The 23,448-nt window shown below is 60.5% G+C and carries 21 protein-coding genes, 4 tRNA genes and 2 pseudogenes; 14 read left to right on the top strand and 13 right to left on the bottom strand.

The window, feature by feature from the left end:
• Window positions 1-83: 83 nt before the first annotated feature.
• Window positions 84-1,100, bottom strand: a complete 1,017-nt coding sequence (locus tag M8Q45_RS01290; protein WP_030140268.1) for an outer membrane protein assembly factor BamD — start codon at window positions 1,098-1,100, stop codon at window positions 84-86.
• 151 nt (window positions 1,101-1,251) lie between these two features.
• Here M8Q45_RS01290 and rluD point away from each other — a divergent pair, with 151 nt between their 5' ends.
• From rluD to M8Q45_RS28500, 9 genes and pseudogenes are all read left to right on the top strand, one after another.
• Window positions 1,252-2,214 (top strand): 23S rRNA pseudouridine(1911/1915/1917) synthase RluD, encoded by a 963-nt coding sequence (rluD, locus tag M8Q45_RS01295; RefSeq protein WP_030140267.1) that lies wholly within the window; start codon window positions 1,252-1,254, stop codon window positions 2,212-2,214.
• On the top strand, window positions 2,211-2,936 hold the full coding sequence (gene pgeF / locus M8Q45_RS01300) for a peptidoglycan editing factor PgeF (protein ID WP_249873301.1): 726 nt from the start codon (window positions 2,211-2,213) through the stop codon (window positions 2,934-2,936). Before rluD ends, pgeF begins: the two co-directional genes overlap by 4 nt.
• A gap of 131 nt (window positions 2,937-3,067) precedes the next feature.
• Window positions 3,068-5,632 (top strand): ATP-dependent chaperone ClpB, encoded by a 2,565-nt coding sequence (gene clpB, locus M8Q45_RS01305; RefSeq protein WP_030140265.1) that lies wholly within the window; start codon window positions 3,068-3,070, stop codon window positions 5,630-5,632.
• Window positions 5,633-6,080: 448 nt separating this feature from the next.
• A tRNA-Asn gene (locus M8Q45_RS01310) sits at window positions 6,081-6,156 on the top strand.
• 7 nt (window positions 6,157-6,163) lie between these two features.
• A tRNA-Pro gene (locus M8Q45_RS01315) sits at window positions 6,164-6,240 on the top strand.
• A 5-nt stretch (window positions 6,241-6,245) separates the two neighbouring features.
• Window positions 6,246-6,321: transfer RNA gene (locus tag M8Q45_RS01320), tRNA-Lys, on the top strand.
• Window positions 6,322-6,415: 94 nt separating this feature from the next.
• A tRNA-Pro gene (locus tag M8Q45_RS01325) sits at window positions 6,416-6,492 on the top strand.
• A gap of 147 nt (window positions 6,493-6,639) precedes the next feature.
• Window positions 6,640-7,410, top strand: a pseudogene (locus M8Q45_RS28495) (MCP four helix bundle domain-containing protein); the annotation flags it as partial.
• A 207-nt stretch (window positions 7,411-7,617) separates the two neighbouring features.
• Window positions 7,618-8,265: pseudogene (locus M8Q45_RS28500) on the top strand (methyl-accepting chemotaxis protein); the annotation flags it as partial.
• A 183-nt stretch (window positions 8,266-8,448) separates the two neighbouring features.
• Here M8Q45_RS28500 and M8Q45_RS01335 read toward each other — a convergent pair.
• From M8Q45_RS01335 to M8Q45_RS01355, 5 genes are all read right to left on the bottom strand, one after another.
• Window positions 8,449-9,747, bottom strand: coding sequence for an NAD(P)/FAD-dependent oxidoreductase (locus M8Q45_RS01335; RefSeq protein WP_249873303.1), 1,299 nt, complete (start codon window positions 9,745-9,747; stop codon window positions 8,449-8,451).
• A gap of 69 nt (window positions 9,748-9,816) precedes the next feature.
• Window positions 9,817-9,990 (bottom strand): DUF3094 domain-containing protein, encoded by a 174-nt coding sequence (locus tag M8Q45_RS01340; RefSeq protein ID WP_003185543.1) that lies wholly within the window; start codon window positions 9,988-9,990, stop codon window positions 9,817-9,819.
• A gap of 52 nt (window positions 9,991-10,042) precedes the next feature.
• Window positions 10,043-10,570: an MOSC domain-containing protein gene (locus tag M8Q45_RS01345; RefSeq protein ID WP_249873304.1), complete on the bottom strand. Its 528-nt coding sequence runs from the start codon at window positions 10,568-10,570 to the stop codon at window positions 10,043-10,045.
• Window positions 10,567-11,193 (bottom strand): DUF1780 domain-containing protein, encoded by a 627-nt coding sequence (locus M8Q45_RS01350; RefSeq protein WP_030140261.1) that lies wholly within the window; start codon window positions 11,191-11,193, stop codon window positions 10,567-10,569. Before M8Q45_RS01350 ends, M8Q45_RS01345 begins: the two co-directional genes overlap by 4 nt.
• Before the next feature lie 67 nt (window positions 11,194-11,260).
• Window positions 11,261-12,154 (bottom strand): LysR substrate-binding domain-containing protein, encoded by an 894-nt coding sequence (locus M8Q45_RS01355; RefSeq protein ID WP_249873305.1) that lies wholly within the window; start codon window positions 12,152-12,154, stop codon window positions 11,261-11,263.
• Window positions 12,155-12,295: 141 nt separating this feature from the next.
• Here M8Q45_RS01355 and M8Q45_RS01360 point away from each other — a divergent pair, with 141 nt between their 5' ends.
• The 3 genes from M8Q45_RS01360 to M8Q45_RS01370 all read left to right on the top strand — a co-directional run bounded on the left by M8Q45_RS01360 (window position 12,296) and on the right by M8Q45_RS01370 (window position 13,746).
• The gene (locus M8Q45_RS01360) at window positions 12,296-12,709 is read left to right on the top strand and encodes a tautomerase family protein (RefSeq protein WP_249873306.1); all 414 of its coding nucleotides are present in this window, start codon (window positions 12,296-12,298) and stop codon (window positions 12,707-12,709) included.
• 71 nt (window positions 12,710-12,780) lie between these two features.
• On the top strand, window positions 12,781-13,467 hold the full coding sequence (locus M8Q45_RS01365; protein WP_249873307.1) for an energy-coupling factor ABC transporter permease: 687 nt from the start codon (window positions 12,781-12,783) through the stop codon (window positions 13,465-13,467).
• 63 nt (window positions 13,468-13,530) lie between these two features.
• Window positions 13,531-13,746 (top strand): hypothetical protein, encoded by a 216-nt coding sequence (locus tag M8Q45_RS01370; protein WP_030140257.1) that lies wholly within the window; start codon window positions 13,531-13,533, stop codon window positions 13,744-13,746.
• 81 nt (window positions 13,747-13,827) lie between these two features.
• Here M8Q45_RS01370 and yacG read toward each other — a convergent pair whose 3' ends face one another.
• Genes yacG through pilB form a run of 5 tightly spaced genes read right to left on the bottom strand, consistent with a single transcriptional unit; the run spans window position 13,828 to window position 18,445 of the window.
• Complete coding sequence (gene yacG / locus M8Q45_RS01375) at window positions 13,828-14,034, bottom strand: DNA gyrase inhibitor YacG (protein ID WP_030140256.1); 207 nt, start codon at window positions 14,032-14,034, stop codon at window positions 13,828-13,830.
• Window positions 14,031-14,654: a dephospho-CoA kinase gene (coaE, locus tag M8Q45_RS01380; protein ID WP_249873308.1), complete on the bottom strand. Its 624-nt coding sequence runs from the start codon at window positions 14,652-14,654 to the stop codon at window positions 14,031-14,033. Before coaE ends, yacG begins: the two co-directional genes overlap by 4 nt.
• The gene (locus M8Q45_RS01385) at window positions 14,654-15,523 is read right to left on the bottom strand and encodes a prepilin peptidase (RefSeq protein WP_249873309.1); all 870 of its coding nucleotides are present in this window, start codon (window positions 15,521-15,523) and stop codon (window positions 14,654-14,656) included. The genes coaE and M8Q45_RS01385 overlap by 1 nt, the downstream gene beginning before the upstream one ends.
• A gap of 1 nt (window position 15,524) precedes the next feature.
• Complete coding sequence (locus M8Q45_RS01390; protein WP_249873310.1) at window positions 15,525-16,742, bottom strand: type II secretion system F family protein; 1,218 nt, start codon at window positions 16,740-16,742, stop codon at window positions 15,525-15,527.
• Window positions 16,743-16,744: 2 nt separating this feature from the next.
• Window positions 16,745-18,445, bottom strand: a complete 1,701-nt coding sequence (pilB, locus tag M8Q45_RS01395) for a type IV-A pilus assembly ATPase PilB (RefSeq protein WP_249873311.1) — start codon at window positions 18,443-18,445, stop codon at window positions 16,745-16,747.
• 226 nt (window positions 18,446-18,671) lie between these two features.
• Between pilB and M8Q45_RS01400 the strand changes: the two genes are divergently transcribed.
• Both M8Q45_RS01400 and M8Q45_RS01405 read left to right on the top strand, forming a co-directional pair.
• The gene (locus M8Q45_RS01400) at window positions 18,672-19,094 is read left to right on the top strand and encodes a pilin (RefSeq protein WP_249873312.1); all 423 of its coding nucleotides are present in this window, start codon (window positions 18,672-18,674) and stop codon (window positions 19,092-19,094) included.
• Between the two features lie 344 nt (window positions 19,095-19,438).
• Window positions 19,439-19,792 carry a BON domain-containing protein gene (locus M8Q45_RS01405; protein WP_249873313.1) on the top strand — a complete coding sequence of 118 codons (354 nt, stop codon included), beginning with the start codon at window positions 19,439-19,441 and terminating at the stop codon, window positions 19,790-19,792.
• A 315-nt stretch (window positions 19,793-20,107) separates the two neighbouring features.
• Here M8Q45_RS01405 and M8Q45_RS01410 read toward each other — a convergent pair whose 3' ends face one another.
• Window positions 20,108-20,407: a DUF2845 domain-containing protein gene (locus tag M8Q45_RS01410; RefSeq protein WP_249873314.1), complete on the bottom strand. Its 300-nt coding sequence runs from the start codon at window positions 20,405-20,407 to the stop codon at window positions 20,108-20,110.
• Window position 20,408: 1 nt separating this feature from the next.
• A complete protein-coding gene (locus M8Q45_RS01415) occupies window positions 20,409-23,342 on the bottom strand; it encodes a DUF748 domain-containing protein (RefSeq protein WP_249873315.1) in 2,934 nt (977 codons plus the stop codon).
• Between the last annotated feature and the right edge of the window lie 106 nt (window positions 23,343-23,448).

The following is a 23,448-nucleotide window of genomic DNA, read 5'->3' on the forward strand; positions in this document are numbered from 1 at the left end:
AAGGACTGGAACGGCGCACAGCGCAATAAAACCCAGGCACAAAAAAGGAGACTCGCAAGTCTCCTTTGTTGTCAGGCCAAGTCTCAGTCGAACAGGCCGAATGTCATGTAGCTGAACCAGGAACGGTCGCCGGACTCATTCTCGGGCTCTGGTTCTTCGATCACGTCGCCGTTTTCGTCCTTTGGCTTGAGCTCGTTCGGAATGGCTTCCTTGGCGTCCTGGAACTGGCGCTGTACGTCCTGGTTGGCGCGGGTTTCGCCCGGCGGCAGCGGAGGACGGGATTCGATCATGCCCAGGGTCGCCTTGCTCAGCCACGAACGGTTGTCCGCCTCGTCGACGCGCGGCGTGAACTGGCCGTCGACCAGGGAAGGGTGGTCAGGATAGTTCAGCTTCAGGGTTTCCAGGCTGGTGGCCGCGAGCTCATCCAGGTGCAGGCGCTGGTAGGCTTCGGTCATCACCGCCAGGCCGTCGCCCACCGATGGGGTTTCCTGGAAGTTTTCCACCACGTAGCGGCCACGGTTGGCGGCGGCAACGTAGGCCTGGCGGGTCAGGTAGTAGTCGGCCACGTGGATTTCGTAGGAAGCCAGCAGGTTGCGCAGGTAGATCATGCGCTGCTTGGCATCAGGCGAGTAGCGGCTGTTGGGGAAGCGGCTGGTCAGCTGGGCGAACTCGTTGTAGGAGTCGCGCGCGGCGCCCGGGTCACGCTTGGTCATGTCCAGCGGCAGGAAGCGCGCCAGCAGGCCGACGTCCTGGTCGAAGGAAGTCAGGCCCTTGAGGTAATAGGCGTAATCGACGTTCGGGTGCTGCGGGTGCAGACGAATGAAACGCTCGGCGGCGGACTTGGCCGCTTCCGGCTCGGCGTTCTTGTAGTTGGCGTAGATCAACTCCAGCTGCGCCTGGTCGGCGTAGCGACCGAACGGATACCGCGATTCCAGCGCCTTCAATTTGGCGGTGGCGCTGGTATAGCTGTTGTTGTCCAGGTCGTTCTGCGCCTGTTGGTACAGTTCGACTTCGCTCAGGTTTTCGTCTACGACTTCCTTCGACGAGCAAGCAGCAGTCAATGCGAGGATGGCGATCAGCAGCAGGTGTTTCACTTGCATGGCGGCTTGCGTCCCTATGACGGCCGCTGTCTTGGGCGGGGCCGTCCTGTTATGATGAGCGCCCCGTTGAAAAGCCTCGGGGCAAAAGACGCCGTATTTAACCACAAGCGCGCAGCCGAAACCAAAGGCTGTGCCGACGCCCAGTCCGAGCATGTCCGATAAAATAGAACTTCGCGCAGAGGTGCCGTCCGATTTGGGCGGCCAACGCCTCGATCAAGTCGCCGCCCAACTCTTCGCCGAGCATTCGCGCTCGCGCCTTTCCGCCTGGATCAAGGACGGCCGCCTGACGGTGGACGGGGCGGTCATCCGTCCGCGCGACATCGTCCATGGCGGTGCCATCCTCGAGCTGACCGCCGAGCAGGAGGCCCAGGGAGAATGGGTCGCCCAGGACATTGCCCTGGACATCGTCTATGAAGACGACGATATCCTGGTGATCAACAAGCCCGCGGGCCTGGTGGTGCACCCGGCGGCCGGTCATGCCGATGGCACCTTGCTGAACGCCTTGCTGCACCACGTGCCGGACATCGTCAATGTGCCTCGCGCCGGTATCGTGCATCGCCTGGACAAGGACACCACCGGCCTGATGGTGGTCGCCAAGACCATCCAGGCGCAGACACAACTGGTCACGCAGCTGCAAAGTCGCAGCGTCAGCCGCATCTATGAATGCATCGTGATCGGCGTGGTCACGGCGGGTGGCAAGATCAACGCGCCGATCGGCCGTCATGGCCAGCAACGCCAACGCATGGCGGTGATGGAAGGTGGCAAGCAGGCGGTCAGCCATTACCGCGTGCTGGAGCGTTTCCGGTCCCACACGCATGTGCGGGTCAAGCTGGAAACCGGTCGAACCCACCAGATTCGCGTGCACATGGCTCACATCAATTTCCCATTGGTGGGCGACCCGGCCTATGGCGGACGCTTCCGCATTCCACCGGCTGCCAGCCAGACCATGGTCGAATCGCTGAAGAATTTCCCTCGCCAGGCGCTGCACGCACGTTTCCTGGAACTGGATCACCCGACGACCGGCAAACGCATGAGCTGGGAGTCGCCATTGCCGGATGACTTCGTCTGGCTGCTGACCTTGCTGAAGCAGGACCGCGAGGCGTTCATCGGATGAGTGACTGGCTGATACCCGACTGGCCCGCGCCGGCCCGGGTCAAGGCCTGCGTCACCACCCGCGAGGGCGGCGTCAGCCTGGCGCCGTTCGACAGCCTCAACCTGGGCGATCATGTGGGCGACGACCCTGCGGCGGTTGCCGAAAACCGTCGTCGTCTCACTGATCGATTCGTCATGCGTCCGGCCTGGTTGCAGCAAGTCCATGGCATTGACGTGGTCGAGGCTGATCCGGCCCGGGTCGTCACCGCCGATGCCAGTTGGAGCGCCACGCCGGGCATCGCTTGCACGGCGATGACGGCGGATTGCCTGCCGGTATTGTTCTGCAATCGTGCCGGCACCCATGTCGCGGCAGCCCATGCCGGTTGGCGCGGGCTGGCGAACGGTGTGCTGGAGGCGACGCTCGACAGCCTGCAGCAGCCCAATGAAGAGATGCTCGCCTGGCTCGGCCCGGCCATTGGCCCGCAAGCCTTTGAGGTCGGCCCGGAAGTGCGCGAAGCCTTCATCGCCCATCTGCCGTCGGCGGCCCAGGCCTTTGCGCCAAGCCCCAATGCCGGCAAATTCCTCGCGGACATCTACGCCTTGGCACGGCTGCGCCTGGCGGCACGCGGCGTAACAGCCATCTATGGTGGCGGCTTGTGCACCGTGACCGATCCTCGCTTCTATTCCTACCGGCGCAATCCCCGCACCGGTCGTTTCGCCTCCCTGATCTGGCTTGAACGCTAGACTCCCCTGATCTGTATCAACAGCGCGCGGCTTGAATCTTCCAGAATCGACCACATCTATAACGGTATCTGGCAGGTTTCTTCATTCAGGATGTTTCTCTAGGTCCGGCCTGCTCATTAGGAAGGTGACCCATGCGTATTGATCGTTTAACCAGCAAATTGCAATTGGCGCTGTCCGATGCCCAGTCCCTGGCCGTCGGCCTGGACCATCCCGGTATCGAACCGGCGCACTTGATGCAAGCCATGCTCGAACAGCAGGGCGGCTCGATCAAGCCACTGCTGATGCAGGTGGGCTTTGACGTCAACAGCCTGCGCAAAGAGTTGGCCAAGGAACTCGACCAACTGCCCAAGATCCAGAACCCTACCGGCGACGTGAACATGTCCCAGGATCTGGCGCGGCTGCTCAACCAGGCCGATCGCCTGGCCCAGCAGAAGGGCGACCAGTTCATTTCCAGCGAGTTGGTGCTGCTTGCCGCGATGGATGAGAACAGCAAGCTCGGCAAATTGTTGCTCGGCCAGGGCGTGAGCAAGAAAGCCCTGGAAAACGCCATCAATAACCTGCGTGGCGGCGATGCGGTCAACGATCCGAACCACGAGGAAGCCCGCCAGGCCCTGGATAAATACACCGTCGACCTGACCAAGCGCGCCGAGGAAGGCAAGCTCGACCCGGTGATTGGCCGTGACGATGAGATCCGCCGCACCATCCAGGTGCTGCAGCGTCGTACCAAGAACAACCCGGTACTGATCGGTGAGCCTGGCGTGGGCAAGACTGCCATCGCCGAAGGCCTGGCCCAGCGCATCATCAACGGCGAAGTGCCGGATGGGCTGCGGGGCAAGCGACTCTTGTCCCTGGACATGGGGGCACTGATTGCCGGCGCCAAGTACCGCGGCGAATTCGAAGAACGGCTCAAGGCCCTGCTCAATGAATTGTCGAAGCAGGAAGGCCAGATCATCCTGTTCATCGACGAATTGCACACCATGGTCGGCGCGGGCAAGGGTGAAGGCTCGATGGACGCCGGTAACATGCTCAAGCCTGCACTGGCCCGCGGCGAGTTGCATTGTGTCGGTGCGACCACGCTGAACGAATATCGCCAGTACATCGAGAAAGACGCGGCCCTGGAACGGCGCTTCCAGAAAGTGCTGGTGGATGAGCCCAGCGAGGAAGACACCATCGCGATCTTGCGTGGCCTCAAGGAGCGCTACGAAGTCCACCACAAAGTGGCGATCACCGATGGCGCGATCATCGCGGCGGCCAAGCTCAGCCATCGCTATATCACCGACCGCCAGTTGCCGGACAAGGCCATTGACCTGATCGACGAGGCCGCCAGCCGTATCCGCATGGAAATCGACTCCAAGCCGGAAGTGCTGGATCGGTTGGAGCGGCGCTTGATTCAGCTCAAGGTCGAGTCCCAGGCCTTGAAGAAGGAAAGCGACGAAGCGGCGAAGAAACGCCTGGAAAGGTTGCAGGAAGAAATCGTTCGTCACGAGCGTGAGTACTCCGACCTCGAGGAGATCTGGAACTCGGAAAAAGCCGAAGTCCAGGGTTCGGCGCAGATCCAGCAGAAGATCGAACAGTCCCGCCAGGAACTGGAAGCGGCCCGCCGCAAAGGCGACCTCAACCGCATGGCCGAGCTGCAGTATGGGGTGATCCCGGACCTGGAGCGCAGCCTGCAGATGGTCGACCAGCACGGCAAGAGCGAAAACCAGTTGCTGCGCAGCAAGGTCACCGAGGAAGAAATCGCCGAAGTGGTGTCCAAGTGGACCGGCATTCCGGTCTCGAAGATGCTCGAAGGCGAGCGCGACAAGCTGTTGAAGATGGAAAGCCTGTTGCACCAGCGCGTGATCGGCCAGGAAGAAGCGGTGGTGGCGGTGTCCAACGCCGTGCGCCGGTCCCGCGCCGGGTTGTCGGACCCTAACCGTCCGAGCGGGTCGTTCATGTTCCTCGGCCCGACCGGTGTGGGTAAGACCGAGCTGTGCAAGGCGCTGGCCGAATTCCTCTTCGATACCGAGGAAGCCATGGTGCGCATCGACATGTCCGAGTTCATGGAGAAACATTCCGTGGCGCGGCTGATCGGTGCACCGCCGGGCTATGTCGGCTATGAAGAGGGCGGCTACCTGACCGAGGCTGTGCGGCGCAAGCCGTACTCGGTGATCCTGCTCGATGAAGTCGAGAAGGCGCACCCGGATGTGTTCAACATCTTGCTGCAAGTGCTGGAGGATGGTCGCCTGACCGACAGCCATGGCCGTACGGTGGATTTCCGCAACACCGTGATCGTGATGACCTCCAACCTGGGCTCGACGCAGATCCAGGAGCTGGTGGGTGATCGCGAGGCGCAACGTGCCGCAGTGATGGATGCGATCTCCACCCACTTCCGGCCGGAGTTCATCAACCGTGTGGACGAGGTGGTGATCTTCGAGCCGTTGGCCCGGGACCAGATCGCCGGTATCACCGAGATCCAGCTGGGTCGCCTGCGCAGCCGCCTCACCGAGCGCGAGCTGAAGCTGCAACTGAGCGACGAGGCGTTGGACAAGCTGATCGCGGTGGGTTACGACCCGGTCTACGGCGCGCGGCCGCTCAAACGAGCCATCCAGCGCTGGATCGAAAACCCGTTGGCGCAGTTGATTCTGTCCGGTCGCTTCATGCCGGGCGAAACCGTGACCGGTACGGTGGAAAACGACGAAATCGTCTTCAACTGAGCCGATTGGCTGGGCTTTCGTGACGAGGGAGCTTGCTCCCGCTGAAACGCGCCGTAGAAGCTGTGTACGAGCCGTGTAGAAGCTGTGTAGGAGCTGCCGAAGGCTGCGATCTTTCTCCAGACACTTGAGTCTCAAGCGAAAGATCAAAAGATCGCAGCCTTCGGCAGTTCCTACGAGGTGTGCTCACTTAAGGGCATTTTTTCATCAGGCCGTTGAACTCAAAGGAAAAGGCTTGTAAAGTGCGCCCCGCAGTACGTCACCCCCAGGGTCACTTCTCAGCGAGAGGGAACCCAAAATAAGTTGCAAATCATTGTCTTGAAAGCAATTTAAGGGGTTGACAGAGGTTTTGAAGATTGTAGAATAGCGCGCCTCAGACACACGAACGCAGCGATGCAGACGGGTAGAAGAGGTTGAAGCTAGCTTCAATGCAGTAACTTGAAATATCAGTTCCGTGATAGCTCAGTCGGTAGAGCAAATGACTGTTAATCATTGGGTCCCAGGTTCGAGTCCTGGTCACGGAGCCATTTCAATCGGGGTATAGCGCAGTCCGGTAGCGCGCCTGCTTTGGGAGCAGGATGTCAGGAGTTCGAATCCCCTTACCCCGACCATATTTGGGTCGTTAGCTCAGTTGGTAGAGCAGTTGGCTTTTAACCAATTGGTCGTAGGTTCGAATCCCACACGACCCACCATTTTTGAAACCAGTTCGCTGGAATCGAATCTTAAGATCAGAGGCCAAAAGCGCTGATCGAGGAAGGCGACTTGCAAGGGTCGCCTTTTTTTTACCGGGGTATAGCGCAGTCCGGTAGCGCGCCTGCTTTGGGAGCAGGATGTCAGGAGTTCGAATCCCCTTACCCCGACCATATTGAAAATCCTCGTATCGAAAGATACGGGGATTTTTTTTTGCCTGGAATAAAGTGGCCCGGCTTAAGTCGTCGTACAACCTGCCGATAACCCAGCGACAGGGGCGTGGCCCCACCTCAGGCCAACAATAAAAAAGGCGCCCCCTTATGTTTCTTCGTCAGTTGAATATCGCCCCCCGTGCCGCATTGGGTTTTGCCTTGATCGCCGTGTTGGTGGCGTTGCTCGGGGTGTTTGCGTTGGGGCAGATGTCGAGCATTCGCGACAGCGAGGTCGCGGTGGAGACTCAATGGCTGCCGAGCATTCGCGGGGGTGACGAGATCCGTGAGTGGATGCTGCGGATCCGTACCATTTCCCTGCGCATGGCCCTGGATCAGGACCCTAAGAACGTTGCTGTGTACCGCGGACAAATGGACACGCGCGACAAGGAACTGAGCGAAAAAATCGCGGCTTACGAAAAGCTCGTCGTGACGCCTGAAGGCAAGGCCCTCTATGATCAGTTCAAGCAGACCTTTGCCGCTTACCGCGCCGGTATCGCGCAATCGTTCATCCTGGCGGAGCAGGGCCGTCGGGATGAACTGATCAAACTGTTGCTGGTGGACATGAAAACCGTGGTGGATGGCTCGGGCAAGCAGCTCAACGACCTTGCGGAGCTCTTCTCCAAGCAAGTGTCCATCGAGAGCCAGAAATCCCAAGAGCATTACGTCAATTCGCGAATGATCGTCAGCCTGTTCGTCGTGCTGGCCGCCCTGGCCACCGTTGTGCTGGCGATGTTGTTGACGCGCAGCATCGTCAAGCCTTTGGGCGAGGCGTTGAATGCGGCCGAGAACGTCGCCCGGGGCGACCTGACCCGGCCTATCGAGACCCACGGCAACGATGAAGTGAGCCGCTTGCTCAAGGCCCTGGCGACCATGCAACAGAACCTTCGGCAAACCTTGCAGAGCATCAGCGGCTCGGCAACCCAACTGGCGACCGCTGCCGATGAGCTCAACGCCGTCACCCTCGACAGCACCCAGAGCCTGCAACAGCAAAACAACGAAATCGAACAGGCCGCCACCGCCGTCACGGAAATGACCACCGCCGTGGAAGAAGTCGCGCGCAACGCGGTTTCCACCTCCGATGCGACTCGCCAATCCAGCGAATCGGCGACGTTGGGCCAGGAGCGGGTCAGTGACACCGTCGAGGCCATCAGCGCGCTTGCCAGTGATGTACAGGTGACTGGTGGCCTGGTGCAGTCGCTGGCGAGCCAGTCCCAGGACATCGGCAAGGTGCTGGATGTGATCCGGGCCATTGCCGAGCAGACCAACCTGTTGGCGCTCAACGCGGCCATCGAAGCGGCCAGGGCGGGGGAGAGCGGTCGTGGTTTTGCCGTGGTCGCCGACGAGGTGCGAGCGCTGGCTTATCGCACGCAGCAATCGACCCAGGAGATCGAGCAGATGGTCCAGGGCATGCGCAACGGCGCCACCCAGGCGCTGGATTCCATGCAGGCCAGTTCCAGTCGCGCGGCGAGCACGTTGGCGATGGCGGAGCGGGCGGGCGAGGCGTTGCAGACCATCACCGCATCAGTGCATCAGATCCACGAGCGCAACCTGGTGATCGCCAGCGCCGCCGAGGAGCAGGCGCAAGTGGCCCGCGAGGTGGATCGCAACCTGGTCAATATTCGTGATTTGTCCGTGCGCTCGGCCACTGGCGCGGACCAGACGAGTGCGTCCAGCCATGAGCTGTCGCAATTGGCGAATTCGCTGCGCACGATGGTGCAGCGGTTTCAGGTTTGATCGGTGGATAGCTTGGACAGTGATCCTGCCCAAGCTTAAGTATTGACTGTGCCGCCCTCATCGTCGGAACGCCGCCCGGAGCAAGCTCGCTCCCACAGTTGATCGCGGTCATCCTGTGGGAGCGAGCTTGCTCGCGATTGCGGTGGATCATTCAGCATCAATATTGCTGATCCCGCGCAATCCTCAGTGCAACTTCAGCCGAGGCTCAGTCCCGCGCCCGATCTTGCTGCCCAGCATCAGCATCGCCGTGCGGAACATCCCGTACAGCGCCATCTGGTGCATGCGATACAGCGACACATAGAACATCCGCGCCAGCCAGCCTTCGAGCATCACGCTGCCGGTGAGATTGCCCATCAGGTTCCCCACCGCCGAGAAGCGCGATAGCGAAATCAGCGAGCCGTAGTCGGTGTATTTGTATTCCGGCAAGGCCTTGCCTTCGATCCGCAGCTTCAGCGATTTTGCCAGCAGCGAGGCTTGCTGGTGCGCGGCCTGGGCGCGAGGTGGAACGTTGCGGTCGCTGCCCGGTTGCGGGCAGGCGGCGCAGTCGCCGAAAGCAAAGATGTTCTCGTCGCGAGTGGTCTGTAGCGTCGGCAGCACTTGCAGCTGATTAATCCGATTGGTCTCCAGCCCGTCGATTTCCTTGAGGAATTCCGGCGCACGAATCCCGGCGGCCCACACCTTCAGGCTCGCGTCGATCACTTTGCCATCCGCCGTAACCAGGCTGTCAGCGGTCACCTGGCTGACGGCGGCGTTGGTCATGACGTTGACCCCAAGTTTTTCCAGGGTCTTGTGCACCGGTCCGCCGATACGCTCAGGCAACGCTGGCAAGACTCGCGGGCCCGCCTCGATCAGCGTGATGTGCATGTTTTCCGGCTTGATCCGGTCCAGGCCGTAGGCATGCAATTCGTGGGCGGCATTGTGCAGCTCGGCCGCCAGTTCGACGCCGGTCGCGCCCGCGCCGACGATGGCGACGCTGATGCGCTCGACGACGTCGGTCTGCCCGGCATGGGCGCGCAGGTAGTGGTGGAGCAATTGCTGGTGGAAGCGTTCGGCCTGTTTGCGGGTGTCGAGGAACAGGCAGTGCTGCGCCGCGCCCTCGGTGCCAAAATCGTTGGTGGTGCTGCCGACGGCAATGACCAGTGTGTCGTAGCCCAGCTCCCGGGCCGGCAACAGTTCCACGCCCGCCTCGTCATAGGTGGCGGCCAATTGGATTCTCTTGTTCTCGCGATCCAGGCCGCTCATGCGCCCGAGCTGGAACTCGAAGTGGTTCCATTTCGCCTGGGCGACGTAGTTGAGTTCGTCTTCGGAGGAATTCAAGGAACCGGCAGCCACTTCGTGCAGCAGGGGTTTCCAGATGTGGGTCAGGTTCGCGTCGACCAGCATCACACTGGCCGTGCCGCGCTTGCCCAGAGTCTTACCCAGGCGGGTAGCCAACTCCAGGCCGCCGGCGCCGCCGCCAACGATGACAATACGATGAGTCATGGGGATATCTCGCAAGGCTAAAGGAATTCGGTGCCGTTACCTGCGCGAGCATCAGCGATAAAAAGCGGCTCATAGCGTCAGGTAACTGATCAGTCGGCTCAACAGGCCCAGGCCGATGGTCACGGCCAGTACCACCACCAGGAGCATCCACGGCCGAAAAGGCCGGCGCTCGACTCGGTGCTGGGACAGTTGCAGGTACTCTTCGACATGCTTCTGGTCATCTGGGTTCAGGCGACTGGTCATAAAGGCCTCGTCAGGTAGACGTTGCGGGATGTGAAGACGTTACAGCGTCCGGCTAGCCGGCATTGAAAGCCGCGTAGCCGCTCGCCGGAACGGGTTCGACGATCAGGCTGTCGTCCAGGCGAATGATTCCACTTTTTAACACTCGGGCCGTGATTCCGCCATGGCCGCGTACCGCCTGGAATGTACCTTCGCCAAGGTTTCGCTCCAGCCGGGCGCAGGGCTGGCACCAGCCGGTGGTTTCGAAAATGGCCTGGCCGATGCGAAAGCGCCGGCCCTTGAGGCTGAACAGGTTGATCCCGCTGACTACGATATTGCGCCGCAGCGCTTGCGGCAGTATGGGCTGATCGTCGGGACGGCCCATCAGCGAACTGATCACGCCCAGGTGCTCCCACTGGATCAGCGTCACCTGCCGCGCGTTGCGCACGCCGGGGCGGGCATGATCGCCGGTGAGACCGGCCTCCAGTCGCGCCTCCACGGCGTCCAGTTCGATCATCGGCACGTGCCCCTGGGGGCGCACCCCGATCCAGCGAACGCGGCCCTGTTGCGGCACGGCGGCGATCAGTTCCTGCAAGGGGCTCATAGACTGATCCCGACATCGAAGACGATGCTGCGCCCCAGGTTGCCCCTCAGGAAATCCGGCGCATCGGGATGGGCGAACAGTACGCGGGCGAAGGTCGGCCCCACCAGCGACAACGAGCGCCAACCCTGGCGCAGGTATTCGGTCGGCGGTGGAAAGTGGCTGTTGAGGTCCAGGACTTCGCGCTTGAGGCTGGCGAACGCGATGATGTCCAACTCTCCCAGGTCCATGCCGCGCTCGGTGTAGTTGTGGGCTTTCTTGCGCAGGGTCGGCGCCAGTCGCATCAGGAATTCGTTGGCCGGGATCCGCCGGGGCTTGGCCTCGCGACGCACCAGTTGGCTCAGGGAGAAGGCGCTGCGGCGACGCTGCAGCTCATCGCGCCATTCGTCGTTGAGGCGACGGCCCTCGTCGAGCACAAAAAACACTTCGAAGTTGGCATCGCGGAACAAGACGTCTGGCGGCTCCCCGGCCGGTGCAAACTCGTCGGCGCGATAGGGCACGTTCAGCCCTTGCAGCAGGCGCTGGCAGACCCAACGCTCACGCTCCCATTTGCGGGCATTGGAGAGAAAGGCGTTGGCCTGCTCGGCAGCGATCGTCAACAGGCGTAAATAATCGGAATCATCCATGAGCCCAAGCTTAGCGTTCAAATGTGTTCAAAAAAAATAAAGCGTGTCGCCCAGGACAAATTTTCGCTCAGACAGGGCCTGGCGGGCCGTCCTGTTCAGCCTGACGCGCCAGCCAGGCGCAGAACAGCTCCAGTTTCTTGCTGTGTTGCCCGCTTCGCTTGGCCAGGTAGACATAACGGCTCGGATAAAAGCCAAACGGTGCCACCAGGCGGCCAAGGCGAATGTCGTCGGCCACCAGGTGCCAAGGGGCGACGCCAATCCCCAGGCCGGCAATCGCTGCCTCCAAGGTAAAGTAATAGTGTTCGTATTCCAGCCCGGTCGGGGGCGTGCCCCGGTAGCCAGCCGCGTCGGCCCAATTTGACCAGGCGTCTGGGCGCGTTCGGGTATGCAACAACGGATGACCGAAGATCGAGCTCAGATCGGTGAGTTGCAGCCGTGCGGACAATGCGGGCGACAAAACGACGCCCAGCCGTTCAGGAAACAGTACGACGGCATTTTCTGGTTCGCCAATGACGTCCTGTTCGGCGGTGATCATCACGTCATAGCGATCCCGGCCCGGATCGGCCCCAGGGACCGGTGAGCTCAAGCGAATCTTGATATCCGGGTAATTCGAATTGAAGTCGAACAGACGAGGTATCAACCACTTGACGGTAAACGTGCTGAAGCAGGAGACGTCCAGGGTGCCTGTCGCGGTATCGCGGGCCCGGCCCACCGCCGCTTCGATCTGGTCCAGCGCGGCCGTCAATGGGGGCAGGAGTTCTTTGCCGGCCGTGGTGAGCTGCGGCTTGTTCTTGGGCCCTTCGAACAGATCGACGCCAAGGCTCAGTTCCAACTGGCGTACCTGGCGACTCACAGCGCCGGGCGTGACGGAAAGCTCTTCGGCAGCGGACGTCATTTTCCCGAGTCGAGCCGCAGCCTCGAAGGTACGCAACGCATTCAATGGGGGGAGGCGACGTCTCATGAAGTGACTTTAACTCAAATACTTCGACCGGATAAATCGTTATCAGCGAACCTGAGGTTTGCGCAGAATCACTGGGCTTGCGCTTATCCGCCGACTGTTCAGGTGGCGGAGTATTCGAGAATCCAATTGAGAGCACCTCACATGCCATTTGTTCGCACAGCCGTCATCAAGGGCACCAGCCAGCAACAGCGCCAACGCATCGTCGATGGCATACACCAAGCGTTGGTCGACAGCATTGGTATGCCCCAGGACGAATTGTTCAACCTGGTGACGGATTATGATCCGCAACAGTTTTTCTACAGCCGAACTTTCAACGGAGTGGCCCGTTCAGACAATTTGATCGTGATTGAGATTACGATGCGCAGAGGCCGCAGCGATGCGATGAAGCGCGACCTCTATAAAAACATCGCTGACAATCTCGCCGTTCAAGCCCAGGTTCGCCCGCAAGACGTGTTCATTTTCATGCATGAAAATGATTATTCGGATTGGTCGGTGGGCTACGGCAAGTTTGCAATGGCATTGGTGCAACAGCCTGGGAGCATCGTTACTGAGTAGCGAACGAGCGGCCTGTGGAACCGGTGCTCGAACCCGCGCTGTACCGCGTTCACGTTTTCGCAGGAGTTGTCATGATCGGTGCCGAACTGCTCTCACCGCAGACCCTGGCGGTCGGCTGGTTGATTTATGTGCCGGTGCTGGCCTGGGCAGTGGCGCGGGCGCCGTGGGTCGAGTTGTTTACTGACAGCCGTCGCCAGCATTTGCTGTTCGGCACGGTGCTGGCGTTGTTCCTGTTATGGCTGGTACGGCGAGACTTCGACACGGGCGTCTCGTATCACTTCCTCGGCATGACCGCCGTCACCTTGCTGCTGGACTGGCCGCTGGCGATCCTCGGTGGGCTTTGCGCGCAGCTCTTGCTGGTGCTGCTGGGCCGTCAGGACATGATGGCGGTTGGCATCAATGGCGCGCTGTTGATTCTCCTGCCGGTGCTGATCACTGAATGTTGCGCCGTCCTGGTGGAGCGTGCCCAGCCGCGCAATCTGTTTGTGTATATCTTCTGCTCCGGGTTTCTCGCCGCCGCGCTTTCGGCGCTGGGGTGCCTGCTGCTGGGGCTTGGCCTGCTCTGGTACGACGGTATTTTCGTCATGCCGTACTGGCTGGAAGATTTCGTCGGTTACCTCTGGTTGATCATCTTTCCCGAGGCCTTCATCAACGGCATGGTGGTCAGCGCACTGGTGGTGTTCAGTCCCGAATGGCTGGAGACCTTCAACCGCACGCGCTACCTGTCGGCGCCCTGGAACGATGAGGACAAGCCTTGATTCACGTCAAGGCTGCACCGCCTGCCGCGCTTCATGCTTTGGAAAATTTCCAGGAGTGCAACCATGAGTGTTTATGAGTGGGCGAGGCAAGAAATCCGGCGCAGTCACGACGCGGCCATGGAGATTGGCTTCGATCCGGGCTTGAGCCTGCGGGCCTTGCTCAGCGCAATCGTGCAGCAGAGCAAGACCGTACGCAGTGTCGACGATTTGGCCGATGAATTGAGTTTCCTCGCGGAAAACCTCGACGACAGCCAGGATTACGGCTTCATGCGGCCTTAGGGGTGAATGCTGCCCACCAGGAAAACGATGACGCTGTGGCGAGGGGATAAATCCTCTCGCCACAAGGATTCAGGCCAGGCCTTAGTGGTGCGAGCGGGGATTGAAGTCTTCGCTGAACAACTCATCCTCGGCGTCCGGGGCCACCGGAATCTTGTGTTCTTCCGACGCCCAGGCGCCCAGGTCGATCAACTTGCAGCGATCCGAACAGAACGGCCGGAATTTGCTTTCAGGGGTCCATTCGACCGGGGCGCCACAGGTTGGGCAATCAACGATTGGGGGTTGGCTCATGATTGGCCTCCACGCAAGGTAAGGTAAAAGTGATGCAGGCGTTCGACCTCGCTGTGCAGCCAGGCGAGGTCGCGATCGTTGACCAGCACGTCGTCGGCATGGCTCAGGCGATCCTGGCGACTGGATTGGGCCTTGAGGATCGCCTGGACCTGCTGCTCGCTGGTCTGGTCACGCTGCAAGGTGCGTTCGACCTGCAATTGTTCAGGTGCGTCGATCACCAGGATCCGCTGGGTCATGGCGTACTGCCCCGACTCGATCAACAGCGGTGAAACCAGGATCGCATAGGACGATTTTGCCTGGGCCAGATGATGGGCGATCTCTTCGGCAATCAGCGGGTGCAGCAGGGCTTCCAGCCAGCGGCGCTCCTCGGCATTCTCGAAGATGAGCGTGCGCAGCGCGGCTCGATCCAGCGCGCCGTCCGCCTGCAGCACACCCGCGCCAAAGTGCTCGGCGATTTTTCCCAGCGCCGGGCGTCCGGGTTCGACGACCCAGCGCGCCGCATGGTCAGCGTCGATGACGTGCACGCCCAGGTCGATGAAGTGCTGGGCCGCCGCACTCTTGCCGCTGCCGATGCCACCGGTCAGGCCGAGAATCCAGGTTTTTTCCGCGGAGCTGTTCATTAGAAACCGACTGACTGCCAATAGAAGTCGGTTATTTGACCACCCCAGAGCAAGGCAATCCAGCCGGCAATGGCCAGATAGGGGCCGAAGGGGATCTGTGTCGATGTCGGTGCGTTGCGGAGGCGCAGCACCACGACGCCGACCACCGCGCCCACCAGCGAAGACAGCAGCAGTGTCACCGGCAGGATTTGCCAGCCGCCCCAGGCGCCCAGCATCGCCAACAGCTTGAAGTCGCCATAGCCCATGCCTTCCTTGCCGGTCAGCAATTTGAATACCCAAAACACCGTCCACAGCACCAGGTAACCAGCGACCGCGCCCCATAACGCCTGGTTGAGGGACACGAACAATCCGAAACTGTTGACGATCAAGCCGAGCCACAACAAGGGCAGTACGAGGGAGTCGGGTAGCAATTGATGCTCGGCGTCGATCAGGCTCATCGACAACAGGCCCCAGCTCAGCACCATCGCCATCGCCGCATGCCAGCCGAAGCCGAAATGCCAGGCGACGAACGCTGACAGGGCGCCGCAAGCCAGTTCGGTCAATGGGTAGCGCTTGCCGATGGGGGCGGCGCAATTGGAGCAGCGCCCGCGCAATGCCAGGTAGCTGAGCAGGGGAATATTTTCCCAGGCGCGGATGCGGTGGCCGCAGTGCGGGCACTGGGAATGGGGCAGCATCAGGTTGTAGACGGGGCCGGGAGCTTCGGCCGGCAGGCCCAGCAGGTCCTGGGCTTGCAGCCGCCATTCACGGTCAAGCATTTTGGGCAGGCGCCACACCAGCACATTGAGAAAACTGCCGATGATCAGCCCGAACAGCAGTGCCGTCAGCACGAAAGCCAAGGGGTAAAGCACGAAGAATTCGCTCAAGGGCATGTCAGATCGCAGAGCCGAGTTGGAAGATGGGCATGTACATGGCAACCACCAGGCCACCGACGACGACCCCCAGGATCACCATGATGAAGGGTTCCATCAGGCTCGTGAGGTTGTCCACCAGATTATCCACTTCGGCTTCGTAAAAACTCGCCACTTTATCGAGCATATCGTCCAGCGCGCCGGATTCCTCGCCAATGGCCGTCATCTGGATCGCCAGGTTGGGGAAAATGCCGGAAGCACGCATCGAGAAATTCAACTGCATGCCGGTCGAGACGTCCTGTCGGATGCGTAGCACCGCACGCTTGAATACCACGTTGCCGGTGGCGCCCGACACCGAGTCGAGGGCTTCGACCAGCGGCACGCCGGCGGCGAATGTCGTGGACAGCGTACGGGCATAGCGGGCTACGGCGGATTTGTACATCAGGGTGCCCACCAAGGGCAGCTTGAGCAGCCATTTGTCCCGCCAGTCACGGAATGCCTGGGAGCGCTTCAGCGCATATTTCACCCCGAAAAACCCACCCACCAACCCAACCAGCAGTATCCACCACCATTCCTGCAAGAATTCCGACAGGCCGATGACCATCAGCGTGAAGGCCGGCAACTTTGCGCCAAAGCCTGCGAATACCGACTCGAACTGCGGCACGACCTTGATCAGCAGGATGCTCGTGACCACGGCTGCGACAGCTACCACGGCCGCGGGATACGTCATGGCTTTCTTGATCTTGGCCTTGAGGGCTTCGCTTTTTTCCTTGTAGGTCGCGACCCGGTCCAGCAGCGTATCGAGGGCGCCGGCCTGCTCGCCGGCGTCCACCAGATTGCAATACAACTCATCGAAATACTGCGGGCATTTGCGCAACGCCGCGGCAAAGCTGTTGCCGGCAGCGACTTCCTGTTTCACCTCGTCCACCAGCTTGCGCATGTTCGCGTTGTCGAAGCCTTCGCCAATGATGTCGAAGGCTTGCAGCAATGGCACACCAGCCTTGAGCATCGTTGCCATCTGACGCGTGAAGAGGGCGATGTCCAACGGCTTGATGCGCTTGCCCTTGCTGAATATCGAAGTGGATTTCTTGCGCACCTTGCCTGGGTTGATGCCCTGTTTGCGCAGTTGCGCCTTGATCAGCGCCGGGCTCTGGCCGGTCAGTTCGCCGGACATTTTCGTGCCTTTGCGGTCCTTGCCTTCCCACACGTAGACGTCGGTTTTTACTGCCTTGACCGCCATGTTCAATCCTTGGTGACCCGGTTGATTTCTTCGAGGCTGGTGATGCCTTGCATCACTTTGGCCAGCCCCGACGTACGCAGGTCGTTGAAGCCGTCCTTGCGCATTTGCAGGTCGATTTCCAGGGAGTTGCCCTCGGCCATGATCAACCGTTGCAGCTCCGGCGTGTTCTTGACCACTTCGTATACCCCCACGCGACCTTTGTAGCCGTTGTTGCACTGTTCGCAACCGACCGGCTCATAGATCGTGAATGAGCCGATGCGTTCCCGGGGGAAACCTTCCTTGAGCAGGGTTTCCTCGGGAATCTCGATGGCTTTCTTGCAATGCGTGCACAATTTGCGCGCCAGGCGCTGGGCGATGATCAGGTGCACAGCCGTGGCGATGTTGAACCCCGGGATGCCCATGTTGTGCAGGCGGACCAGGGTTTCGGCGGCGCTGTTGGTGTGCAGGGTGGAGAGCACGAGGTGCCCGGTCTGGGCGGCTTTGATGGCGATTTCGGCGGTTTCCAGGTCGCGGATCTCACCGACCATGATCACGTCCGGGTCCTGGCGCAGGAACGAGCGCAGGGCGTGGGCGAAATCCAGGCCCTGGCGCGGGTTCACGTTGACCTGGTTGATGCCTTCCATGTTGATTTCCACCGGGTCTTCGGCGGTGGAGATATTGATGTCCACGGTGTTGAGGATGTTCAAGCCGGTGTAGAGCGACACGGTCTTGCCCGAACCGGTCGGCCCGGTCACCAGGATCAGCCCCTGCGGCTGCTTGAGGGCGGCCATGTACAAGTCTTTCTGTTCCGGTTCGTAGCCCAGGGCGTCGATGCCCATTTGCGCACTGGAGGGGTCGAGGATCCGGATCACCACTTTTTCGCCCCAGAGCGTCGGCAAGGTGTTGACCCGGAAGTCGATGGACTTGGTTTTTGACAGGCGCATCTTCAGGCGGCCGTCCTGGGGTTTGCGCCGCTCGGAAATGTCCAGGCTGGCCATGACCTTCAAGCGCGCGGCGATACGGTTGGCCAGTTGGATGGGGGGCTTGGCGACCTCCCGCAGCATGCCGTCAGTGCGCACCCGGACCCGATAGGTTTTTTCATAGGGTTCGAAGTGCAGGTCGGAAGAGCCGCCCTTGATGGCGTCCAGCAGCATCTTGTTGACGAAGCGCACCACCGGCGCATCGTCGCCGTCCTGTCCGACGATGTTGTCCTGCTTGTGGTCGTCGATCGACTCGATGTCCAGGCCGTCGAGGTCGACATCGGCCATGCCTTCCAGGCCCGTGCTGCTGGACTCGAAGAATTTCTCGATGGCATCGCTGAGCTTGTCGTCTTCTACCAGGATGGCTTCGGTGGTCAGGCCGGTGCTGAACTGGATGTCGTTGATGGCTTGATGGTTGGTGGGGTCGGAAATGCCAACGTACAGCTTGTTGCCGCGCCGCCACAGCGGCAGGGCGTGATGCTGGCGCACCAGTTTCTCGCTGACCAGGCCGGCGGGCTGGTTGTCCTTGTCGAGGCTGTTGAGGTCCAGCAGGGCGATACCGAAATGCTCCGAGGCGATTTCCGCCACCTGCCGGCTCTGGATCAGTTTGTTCTGCACCAGGTAACTGACCAGGGGCACTCGATTGCGCTGGGCCTGTTGAAAAGCCTGCTGCGCGCTTTGTTCGGTGATCAATTCGGCCAGCACCAATTGCTTGGCCAGGCCGCTGAGGGCAATGTCATTCATGGGAATACCGGACGCGGACTGTTCATGATTTATAGCCTAGTCAAGCATAGGCGGCTGACCAGCGAGCAGAGGTGACAAAAAGCGTCAGATAGTGCGGTTGTTGGGGTAGGACGCAGGTCCTTTGCGGCGGGGAAGGCCTTGGCTGGCTGGGCTTTTCGGGGTTGGCACGTGCCCTGCAATGGCCGCTTCAGGTCATGAGATTTCGACTCATGCATGGGAGATGTCTATGAACAAGCAAAAGGGTTTTACGCTGATCGAGCTGCTGATCGTGGTGGCGATCATTGGGATCTTGGCGACGTTTGCGTTGCCGCAGTATTCGAAGTATCAGGCGCGGGCGAAGGTGACGGTCGGGTTGGCGGAGGCTTCTTCGTTGAAGGTGCCGGTTGAAGACCTTCTGAATAAAGGTACAACGCCAACCGCTGCCAACACGGGCGTACCGGCATCAAGCAATAATTGCACGATGGCTGTCTCAGGTGATGCTGCTGCCGGGACCGCCACCATCACTTGCACCATCAAGGAAGCGCCTTCTTCCATTGTTGGTAAAACGATCACTCTCAGTCGTGCCGGGACGGGGGCCTGGACCTGTTCTTCTAATGCTGCTGAAGAGTTCTTGCCAGCGGGCGGTTGTACTGTAGCGGCAACCCCATGAGCACCTCATCCACCTGAGGTTCAAGTCCGTCACCGTGGCGCAAGATTGCTTGCGCCGTCTGGCTTACATAAAGGGCTGCTACGCAGCCCAGCGGGAGCAAGCTCCCTCGCCACGGAAAATCTTGTTAATTCATAATGTTAGCCAACGGCTTAAACCCGCAAGTTGCATGTACCAAATGCCCTGGTCATGCAATTTGCATGATTGTGAAAACGACCGCTTCGCTTAACTATTTGATTCATAAGTAAATTTCTTTTGTTTCAAAACTGGCACAGCCTTCGCACTACTCCTGACAACCTGCCGCGATGCACTTTCGGCAGTTTCTGAGAAAAACAGGAGTTACTCGTATGAAGAAGTTCGCTATCACTGCCGCTGCTGCCACTGCACTGACCCTGTCCATGGCTAGCGCTTTCGCCGAGACCACTCAAGCAACTCAGGCCCCGATGATGCTGGCTGCGGGCGAAGTGACTGAGGCCAAGGAAGCTACCTCCGATACCTGGATCACCACGAAGGTCAAAGCAGACCTGGTCACCGAGAAAGGCATTCCAGGCTCCGACATCAAGGTTGAAACCAATAAGGGCGTTGTGTCCCTGTCCTCGACTACGGTCCTGACCGACGCGCAGAAAGACACCGCCGTCGCGATCACCAAGAAAATCAAAGGCGTCAAAGCCGTATCGGCTGATGGCCTGAAATCCGAGTAAGGAAAGGCTTCTCGCCTGGACGGGAGAAGGCGCGGCAAACGGGCTGGGTTATACGTCTGCCGTCGCTTTGGAGTTCATGCGAAAGGCCACACGGACGTGGCCATTACAGGCCTCCTGCATTCGTGCCGGGGGCCTGTTCTATTCTGGGAGAGAGCATGTGAGCCAGTCAGGGAAACCGGGTAGTCGCTTTCGCGAGCAGGCTCGCTCCCACATTTAATCGCATTCTTCCAGAAACAACCCGGCCCCTGTGGGAGCGAGCCTGCTCGCGAAGGCGTCGGCACTGTCGCTGCAGATACCCTGGAATAGCCCAGCCCATCACCGCCCACGCCTGCTGGTGATCTGCACCAGCCGGTTCCCCTCGAAGCGCAAATACTGGTACATCCCGCTGTTGGGCCCGTAGGTCCATTCCTCCACCGGATATTCCTCTCGGCGATTGACGCTGCGTTTGTAGCCCAGGTCATCACGCGCCACCGGCTGACCACATTTTTGCAGCACCTCGCTCGAACGATCCCCGACGCTGATCAACTGGCTGCCGCAGCGCAATGTATCGGCGGCTGAGGCCTGCCCGGTCGCAAGTAGCATTAGGCTCAGGCTGAATGTGTACAGAGACTTCATTTCATTCCGCATCCAAATGCATGGGGGTGATGACGGTACCGTCTTTTTCGGCCTGGCCCAGGCTCGCGTCGATGAAGTACACCCGGTCATCGGCCAGCTTGCCTTTGTCCACCAGGAAATCCTTGATGCTGCTGGCGCGCTCCTGCCCCAGTTCACGCAACAGCAGGTCGCTGCCGCTCCAGAACTTGATGACCCCTTCCCGGAGTTTCTCGATGCGGGCCTTCTTGTCCAACTGCGTCCATTCAGCCGGTGGCTGGGTTTTCAGGCGCGTGCGGTAGATTCCTTCCAGCAGGGGAGGTTTTTCATCTTCCGGTACTTGCAGCAACGAAGCCTTGGCCGGGACTTTGTCGCCCCGGCGCTGCAGCATCTTGTAATAGGTGTATTGGTATTCGCGTTCCAGGCGCTGGCCGGCGAGCAGCGGACCGTCGCTGCTTTCGGCGGCGGTGCCTTCGATTTCCAGGCGCAGTTCCGGACGCTTGCCCAAGGCTTCGGACAGCTTGAGGAGTACGCTTTCGTTTTCCTTGCTCAAGTCGCTGGACCCCGGTGCGAATGCCACGCTCCCCAGGTCTTCCGAGCCACCGCCGGCCACCAGCCCGCCGATGAGCTTGAACGGTGCCTGGGCCGCGCGTACCACCAGGTTGCGCAGGGTCTGCCAGACAATCGGCATCACGCTGAACTGCGGGTCGTTGAGGTTGCCGGAGACCGGCAGTTCGATGGTAATCCTGCCCTCGGAGTCCTTGAGCAAGGCAACGGCCAGCTTGAGTGGCAGGCTGACGGCGTCTGGACTGTCGACCTTTTCACCCAGTTGCAACTGCTCGACCACAACTTTGTTGTCGGCCTGGAGCTGGCCCTTGGTGATCCGGTAATGCAGGTCGAGATTGAGCCGGCCCTTGCGGATGCGATAGCCGGCGAACTTGCCGGAGTAGGGCGTCAGGGTGGTCAACTCGACCCGTTTGAAACTGGTGGCGATGTCGAGGCTGGCCATCGGGTCGAAGGGGTTGACCGCGCCTTTGATCGTGACGGGCGCATAGCGGTCGACCTTGCCCTTCACATCCACGCTGGCCGGCTTGGCCTGGCGGCTGTCGATGGTGCCGATCTCGCCGTTGAGCTGCTGGATGGCCGTGGCGAAGTTTGGCGTCAGGCTGAAGTCGGCGAAGTTGGCCGAGCCGTCGTTGATGGCGATGCCGCCGATATGAATACCCAGCGGCTTGTCCTTCGAGGCCGGTTTGGCCGCGGTGTTCTTCGCAGGCCCGTCGGGCGGTTGTGGAATCAACAGGTCGTCGACGCTGGTGGTGCGATCTTCGTTGATCATGAAGCGCGCATAGGGCTGGAACAGGTTGACCTTGTCGATCGACAGGCTGTCGCCATGCTGGTAATTGAGGCCCTGGACTTCCAGGCGCTGCCACTTGAGAAAGTCGCGGGTCTTGAGGGTGTCGAGGGTGTGCAACTGATCGACCTGGGCCCGACCGGTGACCGCGAATGCCAGGGGGGCGGTGTTCTTGAGGTCCACCACCAGATCACTGCCAAGCATCCCCGAGCGCAACTCCAGGCGAATGAACGGACTGATATAGGCTTGGGCGACCCGCAGGTCAATGTCCTGTGTCTTGACGTTGAGCTTCGCTGTGACGGGGTTCAGGTTGACGACGCCATCGGCGAGGATCTTGCCTTGTTTGCCCACCTCGGTATCCAGCTTGAGGTTGAAGGGCGAGCCGTTGAGGGTGTCGTAATTCTGCAGGTCGAGGTTCAGCGGGCCGAGCTCCAGTGCCACGGCCGGCTGTGCCTGGCGGTCGGCCAGGTGCACTTGGTAGTTGCGCAGTTGCACGTCTTTCAACAGCACCTGCCATGGCTTGCTGGGTGCTGTTGGCTCAGCCTTGGGCGAGTCGGCGGCGGCCGGTGCCGAGGCCGGTTCGACCTTGGCCTTTGGCTTGGCTGGCTGGCTGGCGAAGAGCTTCTGCCAGTCCAGTTGTCCGTCCGCTTCCCGCGCGGCCCAGGTTTCGAGTTTCTGGCTACGCACCTTGCCGACGATGACCTGCTGCTTCGCCAGGTCCACCGAGGTTTCGCTGACATCGAGGCGCTCAAGCCTGGCCAAGGGACGGCCATCGGGTGCCTTGATGGCGAAAGGGGCAACGCTGACAGCCATGTTGTTCAGGAGCAGTTCCGTGCCCTTGGCGAGGTTGAGTTTGTAGTCGGTGCTGAGGTTCAGGACGCCGTTTTCCAACACCAGGGGCACCGCGTCACGCACGTAGGGCCACCAGGCTTTCATCTGGCCATCGGTGACCTTGAGCGTCCCTTCGGAGGCAATCGGTGCCAGGCTGAAGTTGCCTGTCCAATCGATCTGCCCACCCGCGGGGCCTGCGGCGACCAGGGTCATGTCTGCGCTGTCGTCGGGCAGGGTGCTGAGGTTCTTCAGTTCGAAATCGAGGGTGTCGTAGAGAAACTCGATGGGTTCGCTTGGCCGCAGGTCCTGGAAGTGAACGTAGCCGCTGGCGAGTTTGATCCGCTCCACTCGCACGGGAAATGGCTTGGCGTCGGGATCGGCCGGGGTTGGCTCGCTGGGCGGCAGCTTGAACAGGCCCAGCAGGTTCAACTGACCGTCCTTGGCGAACACCACTTCGGTCTTTGGCTTGTCGAGCTCTACATCGGCCAGGTGCAGGGCGCCGGACCACAGGCTGTCGATCTGCAAATTGGCGTAAAGGCGTTCGAAACCGACCTGTTCCTTGCCCGGCTCACCGACCATCAAGCCCCACACAGTCACTTCAAGGCTGAAAGGATTGAGTTCGATGCGCTGGATCTGGGCCGGCACCGTCGCGTGGGCGGCCAATTGCTGGTTGGCGATACGCAGGGCAATGCCCGGCAATATCAGGAAGCCCAACAGGCTGTAGAGGGCCAATGCGGTCAACAGGGCGCCGAGAGCGCGAATCAATCCTTTGGGCATGTGTGGCTTCGTCTGGTGTGAATCGGAGTGCCTTGGAGTATGGCATGCGTTTACGGTTCCGAAGCCACTGTGTTTTATGAGATTTGTCCGGTTTTTTTGTGGGATT

The organism is Pseudomonas sp. T1.Ur, from assembly GCF_023516725.1.
In the GTDB taxonomy this organism is placed as follows: Bacteria; Pseudomonadota; Gammaproteobacteria; order Pseudomonadales; family Pseudomonadaceae; genus Aquipseudomonas; species Aquipseudomonas alvandae.